General features: G+C 66.2%; 10 protein-coding genes. 7 read left to right on the top strand and 3 right to left on the bottom strand.

The window, feature by feature from the left end; genetic code table 11:
* Positions 1 to 412: 412 nt before the first annotated feature.
* The 3 genes from VIB55_RS18325 to VIB55_RS18315 form a co-directional block, all read right to left on the bottom strand.
* Positions 413 to 901, bottom strand: a complete 489-nt coding sequence (locus VIB55_RS18325) for a DUF5615 family PIN-like protein (protein WP_331878116.1) — start codon at positions 899 to 901, stop codon at positions 413 to 415.
* Positions 874 to 1,581 carry a hypothetical protein gene (locus VIB55_RS18320; protein WP_331878115.1) on the bottom strand — a complete coding sequence of 236 codons (708 nt, stop codon included), beginning with the start codon at positions 1,579 to 1,581 and terminating at the stop codon, positions 874 to 876. Before VIB55_RS18320 ends, VIB55_RS18325 begins: the two co-directional genes overlap by 28 nt.
* Before the next feature lie 378 nt (positions 1,582 to 1,959).
* Positions 1,960 to 2,409 (bottom strand): nuclear transport factor 2 family protein, encoded by a 450-nt coding sequence (locus VIB55_RS18315; RefSeq protein ID WP_331878114.1) that lies wholly within the window; start codon positions 2,407 to 2,409, stop codon positions 1,960 to 1,962.
* A gap of 264 nt (positions 2,410 to 2,673) precedes the next feature.
* On the opposite strand from VIB55_RS18315, the gene VIB55_RS18310 reads away from it, so the two are divergent.
* The 7 genes from VIB55_RS18310 to VIB55_RS18280 all read left to right on the top strand — a co-directional run.
* Positions 2,674 to 3,051, top strand: a complete 378-nt coding sequence (locus VIB55_RS18310; RefSeq protein WP_331878113.1) for a DMT family transporter — start codon at positions 2,674 to 2,676, stop codon at positions 3,049 to 3,051.
* Between the two features lie 160 nt (positions 3,052 to 3,211).
* Positions 3,212 to 3,670 (top strand): hypothetical protein, encoded by a 459-nt coding sequence (locus VIB55_RS18305; protein WP_331878112.1) that lies wholly within the window; start codon positions 3,212 to 3,214, stop codon positions 3,668 to 3,670.
* Positions 3,667 to 3,987 (top strand): hypothetical protein, encoded by a 321-nt coding sequence (locus VIB55_RS18300; RefSeq protein ID WP_331878111.1) that lies wholly within the window; start codon positions 3,667 to 3,669, stop codon positions 3,985 to 3,987. Before VIB55_RS18305 ends, VIB55_RS18300 begins: the two co-directional genes overlap by 4 nt.
* Positions 3,988 to 4,239: 252 nt before the next feature.
* Positions 4,240 to 4,431 (top strand): hypothetical protein, encoded by a 192-nt coding sequence (locus tag VIB55_RS18295; protein ID WP_331878110.1) that lies wholly within the window; start codon positions 4,240 to 4,242, stop codon positions 4,429 to 4,431.
* Positions 4,424 to 4,828, top strand: a complete 405-nt coding sequence (locus VIB55_RS18290) for a hypothetical protein (protein ID WP_331878109.1) — start codon at positions 4,424 to 4,426, stop codon at positions 4,826 to 4,828. Before VIB55_RS18295 ends, VIB55_RS18290 begins: the two co-directional genes overlap by 8 nt.
* 205 nt (positions 4,829 to 5,033) lie before the next feature.
* A complete protein-coding gene (locus tag VIB55_RS18285; RefSeq protein WP_331878108.1) occupies positions 5,034 to 5,336 on the top strand; it encodes a hypothetical protein in 303 nt (100 codons plus the stop codon).
* A partial coding sequence (locus VIB55_RS18280; protein WP_331878107.1) for a DNA methyltransferase occupies positions 5,333 to 6,430 on the top strand: 1,098 nt, incomplete at its 3' end. The genes VIB55_RS18285 and VIB55_RS18280, both read left to right, overlap by 4 nt.

Here is a 6,430-nt window from a genome sequence, read left to right as displayed (position 1 = left end):
AGTCTCGATCGCGAGATAAAGCGCGGGCACGGACACCACCGATACGTTGCGGGTCGTTACGGTCTGCATAAGCGCCTCCAGGTTTGAGCGACCCAGAGAGCTTACATCGTGGCGGCCCGCTTTTACATGGTATCTGAGGCCCACGCGCACCTCACCTGCCCGTAGCACACCCTTCGCGGGCCGAAGGATCTAGCCGAGGACACCTTTACGTCAGGGCGCGGAAGCGGTCACATGATCGTGGCCTCGGCCTGGTTGGAGGGGTTCGCTACTCCGCCTCGACGCTCGCTGAACGGGACATTTCGGCTACCGCGTCCAGCGCGCGCGTGCATTGCGCTCACTTCAGGGAACCCGTCTTACGGCTTCTGCACCTTGCATCGCCCGACTTCAAATATCGTGTCGTTCGTCACGCATTTCAGGGAGTGACGTCCTTGGCCTTTTCTCCCTTGGGGTGTCGTTCACGTTTTCTCTGCTCGTCGGCGGGGTTCCCCAGGTTCTTCTTGCGAAGCGGTTTGATACTCGTTTCCCGAATTAGAAACAGAAACGGGCGGGACGATATGTCCGAGAGGCGCTTCATCTCTGACCAATTTCGGAAAACGGCCGTGGTGATGCTGCAAAGGCTTTTATTGAGGGATTGATTGAGGAAAAACGCCCCCATGTTATGATCCCGCAGTGCCGCTCGCTCGTGGGGAAGGTGCAGGATACGATGATCGCGTCCTACGTAGATCCACCCGCGCTCCCCCGCGTGTCGCAACACGACCTCATCCGGGGTGTTGTTCAGCCTGATCTCAGGATCGCTAACGTGGAAGCAATTTTCGCCTAGCCCACGTAAGGCGTGGGCTAGGCGTGCTGGCATGTTCTCGTCGAACAGGAAAACTAGTTTGCGATCGGGTTCATCAGCCACGTTCTGAATCTCAGGGCCGACTCAACGTGGATCGCTTTAATAGTGTATGTCCACGCCACATGGTCGACAGTCCGTTCTTTGTACCGCGGGAGTTCATCATCGTACGTTTCGATGAGCGTACGTGTTCGAATGCCAACGTCCTCAACTATCGGTGCTCCGAATGAGAACCTTGGATCGATAACGACACCGGCTAACCGACCCATCGGCCACCAGCGATTGGCAACATCATTCACGTCGAATTCCAGTTCGTCAAGATACGGCTTCACGATTGACGGCATTGTGTGCTGTCCGTGCCCCACAAGCTGGATCAATGTCTCGCGCCCGTCACGCTCCTGCACGCCTGCAAAAACCGCCTTCGGATCGACATACAGTCGCCGGAGGGCGAACGGATGTTTCGAGTCGAACATGCGGGCAGCGACATTAGCCGCAGTCTTAACCGTCTTCCACGAGACACCAGCGCGAAGGAACGCGCGGATGTACAGTAATTCAATCAGTTCGAGGAAGGTGAGCGCATCCTGTCCCTCAAGTGGGGATAGGTCCGTTTCAATCAGCGGTGGATATGGCACTCTGCCAGCCGCGCGATTGCGCCCATAGCCGAACGCCCAGCGCCGAATGGTGCGGGGCTGTTCGTGCAAGAGCATCGCCGCGTCTTGCGGCGTGTATAGGCCTGTGCCGATCATCGATTGGCGGGCGGAATGCGGATGTAGCGGAGGGGCGGGACGTGCCGACCACCCCTCATCTTACGGTTCTTCTTCGCCTCCCGCAAGAATCATGTTCTTTTTTTCACAAGTGTACGCGAAGCGCGGAATCGGCCAGAATTTGCTGCAGAGAACGGTGTGAGTGCCGAAAAGGCGTGGGAGTTCCGGCGATGGTCGCGCAACGGCGAGGATCTCGCCCGTTCCAGTTATCCGACTCTTCCGGGACGCAGGCCACGAGCGTCTCATCCGCTTCCAGGGTGTCCGTCAGGGCGCTCTATCTCGGACGGGCGGGCGCTCCTCAGGGGGGCGAGGTGCGTCCGGTCGGGGATGATAGTTCAGAGCGAGGCCGGTAAACCAGGCCTATGGCGTCCGCGGCTCCGGCCGCAGAGCCCACAGCACGTTGACGATCTGCCAGCGGCCGTTCGCCCGGGCGATGTGCATGTAGTCGATCCACGTGGCGGCGTCCACGCGCACGCTCGCCGTGCCCTCGAAGATGTCGAGGATGGCCACGTCCTTCCGCTGGCGGCCGGCCGGAACGTCGCGCCCGCCGCCCCGCCGCGTCTGCATCACCAGTTCCGAAGCGCCCATGTCGCGGATGTCGCTGGCGCCGCTCTGGGCGTCGGTTCGCACGAGGCGCTTGGCCAGCTCGGGATGGAGCGCGCGCGCCATCCTCTCGTGGTCGCCCGTGTACCAGCCCTCGATGTAGTCCAGCGCCGTCTGGCGGATGGCGGCCGAGTCCGCCGCGGTCTGGCCGTGCGCCGGGCGAGCGGCGAGGAGGATGATCGCGGCGAGAAGAACGAGCTTGTGCATGGGATGTCGGGGGGCGGGTGAGATGTCGTTGGAACGTCGGCGAGAATGGAACCAGGTGGAGCCCCGCCGGCGCACGGTATGTCTGACGCGCGCCCGCGGAACAAGGTTGCTCCCGTTGCGGCGCACGTCCCGTGGACCGATCTTCCGTCCGGGATCCAGGCGGACGATGCCAGCCGACGACGCGCCGATGACGACAATGGACCACGGCATTCGAGCCGGGGAGGGAGCTCGCGCTTCTTTCCCGGCTTTCCATCGGAGATGAAGATGCAGGAAAAAGACGGGCTGGGCGAGGGCGCCGATGTCGAGCCGGGGATCGGCGCCGAGGCGACGGCGCCGGTGCCGGGATGGGGATGGACGGAAGCCGCGCTGGCAATGATGGTGCTCGTCTGGGGCGTGAACTTCGCGGTGGTCAAGCACGCGCTGGGCGCGTTCGAGCCGCTGGCGTTCAACGGCCTTCGCTTCGTGGTGGCGTCGGTGCTGGTGTTCGCGGTGCTCTACCTGCGCGGCCAGTTCTCCATGCCCGGCCGCGAAGACCTGCCGCGGGTGATCGCGCTGGGGCTGCTGGGCAACGTGATGTACCAGATGTGCTTCATCCCTTGCACGATGCGGGGTAAGGCCATTTCACCAGACAGTATGCGGTAAAACCGGGCCCGGAGCTTCGCGGCTCCGGCGCCTCTACGCGGTTGTTTTCGGGCGAGTATCCGGCGGAATATCCGGTGCTGACGACCCCTCTCCCCTCCCCCCTTGGGCACCTGCCCTCGGGGGGCGCCCGTGCTGTCCACCATCCACCCGTGAGGGCGTGATGAAGACCATAGACATTGAGGTTGCGCTGGTCACGATCAGCTGCTGCAACTGCGGCATCACCTTCGGCGTGCCCTCGGCGTGGGAGGTCGAGCGGCGACGGACGCACGCCGGGTTCCACTGCCCCAACGGACACTCCCTCGTCTTCAACGGCGAGACCGCGGAGCAGAAGCGCATCCGCGAACTGCAGGCGCGCGTCGACCAGGAGGCAGCGCGGCGGAAGCGGGCCGAAGAGAACGAGATGGTTCAGTACGAGGCGCGGAAGGCCACCGAGCGGAAGCTCTCCGCCACTCGCGGCGTTGTCACGCGCCTGAAGAGCCGGACGCAGGCGGGCAAGTGCCCGTGCTGTGAAACCGAGTTCGCCAACCTGCGCCAGCACATGGCGAGGCAGCACCCGGGGTTCACGGCTGACGCGGACGCGCCCTCGGGGGCCAACGCCGTGCCCGGAGGTGCCCGTTGAGCGACCTGAAAGCCATCGGCGCGGCCATCGTCGCGCAGGATAACCGGGCGACGAACGCGCCCATCTTCGCCGTCCAGCAGAGGAACCGGATCTACGGGCTCGACACCGACTACACCGAGGACGTGGTGTGGATCGAGGACGGCGGCGACTACGCTGAGGCCGAACCGTGGCGGGCCGTGTGGCTGGATCGGATGCACGCGCGTACCGGCGAGACTCCGGAGGGGTGGCGTCGCGTCGGCTACCGCGACGAGTGGGAGTTCGTGACCCCCCCCCGGCGTGCTTCACGGAGGCTGGGTGCGCTGAGTTCATCCGCGTGAACGGCCACAACCTGAAGCACCCCCGGATCTACGCGTACGGCTCGTTCCGGAACGCGGAATGGGCCGCCGTCCGCGATCACCTCATCAGCCTCGCGGCGCCCGCCGCTGACGCGGACGGTGCCCGATGAAGCCGTGTCCATGCATGGGGTGCCGCCTGCGTCGCCTCAACCCGAACGCGTGGACCGGCCAGATGATCAGCTGGACCCGGATGCATGTCGCCTACACTGAGTGGCGCCGCCGGGGAGGTGCCCGATGAAGCCCGACCTTACGCACGTGATCCCCGGCATGCGCATGGAGCGGCGGCGGGCAACCGACAGCACGGTGGACGTGGATGTGTACGAGGGGACCCACTACCTCGGCCGAGTTTCCATCTACCGTCAGCCCGACATGAGCCCGGCCAACTTCGATCGCCTCGCTCGGGACTTGGAGGCGCGCCATGGCTGAGACGCAATCGCGGCCCTCGCTGTCGCACCTCGATCCCGACGTACGGCTGTGCGTAGATGTAGAGGAACTGCTGGGCGCGACGTGGCGCGGTGAAGAACTCTGGCGTGACCGACGCGTCCTTGTGCTCGCGGATGCCAACGGCGCCTACCCGACAGTGCTGCTCCCCGACTACCCGAACGACCCCGCCGCATGGGGTGCGCTGATGGAGCGGGAGCTTTCCGGCTGGCGGCAGGTGGATATCCTGGGGGCCAAGCTCAACGTGTGCCGGTACCCCAAGCGCGACGGGCTCAGCTACGCCGAAGGTCCGCCGATGAACTCCCTCGGCCGCGCCGTCTGTCTGGCCGTGCTCGCCAAGCATGGGCGGGACACCACGCCGTACACGCAGGGGGGCGCATGAGCAGGCGGCACGCTCGGTTCCGGGTGCACCTCCGCGTGATGGGCATGATGGGCGATCCCGCCTCGGAGCGCTCGCCGGGTGCATACCCGTCGCCCCGCCGCCTTCGCAAGGCGCTCCGGATGCGGGATCGGCGAGACCTTGCCGAGTGGGACCCGGCGATCTGGCGCGACTTCGCCCCGTCCCCCGCTGACGGTGGGGGTGCCCGATGAAGGCGGAAGAAGTGTTCCCGGTCGCGGAGTTCGTTCGCGACGAGATGGCCGCGCGCGGGTGGGGCGAGTGCGACCTGATTCATCGGCTTGGGGCGGACGCACATGCGGCCTGGCTGGCCGCGCTCATCCTCAACCCGATGCCCGGCGTCCTCGTAGACGACGACACGGCGGCGCGGCTGGCGTGCGCATTCGGAACGTCGGCCGCGCTCTGGCTCCGCCTCGACGCGCAGTGGCAGGCTGCCAACCCCTCCGCTTCCCCCGTTGACGCTGTTCCCTCAAAGCATGGGGAAGCAGCGTGAGCGTGCCATACATCGCAGGGGGCGACTTCACCCTCTACCGGGGGGACTGCCGGCAGGTGCTCGCGGACCTGCCCGCCGAGTCGGTGGACGCCATCGTGTGCGACCCGCCGTACGAGCTGGGGTTCATGGGGAGAGCGTGGGACCGCTCCGGCGTGGCCTTCGACGTGGAGACGTGGAAGCAGGGCCTGCGGGCGTTGAAGCCGGGAGGACACCTGCTCGCCTTCGGGGGCACGCGGACGTACCACCGGATGGCGTGCGCGATCGAGGACGCCGGTTTCGAGATCCGCGATCAGCTGCAGTGGCTCTATGGCTCCGGGTTTCCGAAGTCGCTGGACGTGAGCAAGGCGCTGGACAAGGCGGCCGGGGCAAAGAGGGAGCAGGTGCCGCCGCGGAGCATCATCGGTCATCAGCGGCAGATCGGGAACCGCCGCCCCTACATGGACAACCCCCATCACACCACGGACAGTGACGTGCCCGTGAGCGACGCGGCGCGCGAGTGGGCCGGATGGGGCACGGCCCTGAAGCCCGCCAACGAGCCGATCTGCTTCGCCCGGAAGCCCTTCCCCGGCACCGTGGCCGCGAACGTCCTCAAGCACGGGACGGGGGCGCTCAACATCGATGCGTGCCGCATCGCGACGGACGACGTGCTGCGCGCAGGCGCGGGCGGGCTGCTCTCCCACGTTCGCGACGGTAAGCCATACCCGCAGGGGCGAGACGGAGAGGCGAGCGCCGGTCGCCGGTACCACGAGAGCGGAGCGACCGACTTCGCGGCTACACCCGGCCCACGCGGCGGCGACGCTCGGGGTCGCTGGCCCGCAAACGTGATCCTTGGCTGCGCATGCGAGGACGAGCACGAACCCGGCTGCGCGGTGCGGTTGCTGGACGAGCAGAGCGGCGAGCGCGTCAGCAACGGCGGGCGCGGTCCCGGGACCGTCCGGGCGACGGAAAGCATCGGCTACGGGGGCAGCAACGTCGAGTTCCAGACTCGCATCTACGGCGACACAGGCGGCGCCTCCCGGTTCTTCTACACGGCCAAGGCGTCCAAGGCCGAGCGCACCGCTGGCGGCACCGTCGACAACCCGCACCCCACCGTC

The sequence above is a fragment of the Longimicrobium sp. genome (genome assembly GCF_036554565.1).
Classification (GTDB): domain Bacteria; phylum Gemmatimonadota; class Gemmatimonadetes; order Longimicrobiales; family Longimicrobiaceae; genus Longimicrobium.
This window is presented reverse-complemented; position numbering and strand designations above follow the sequence as displayed.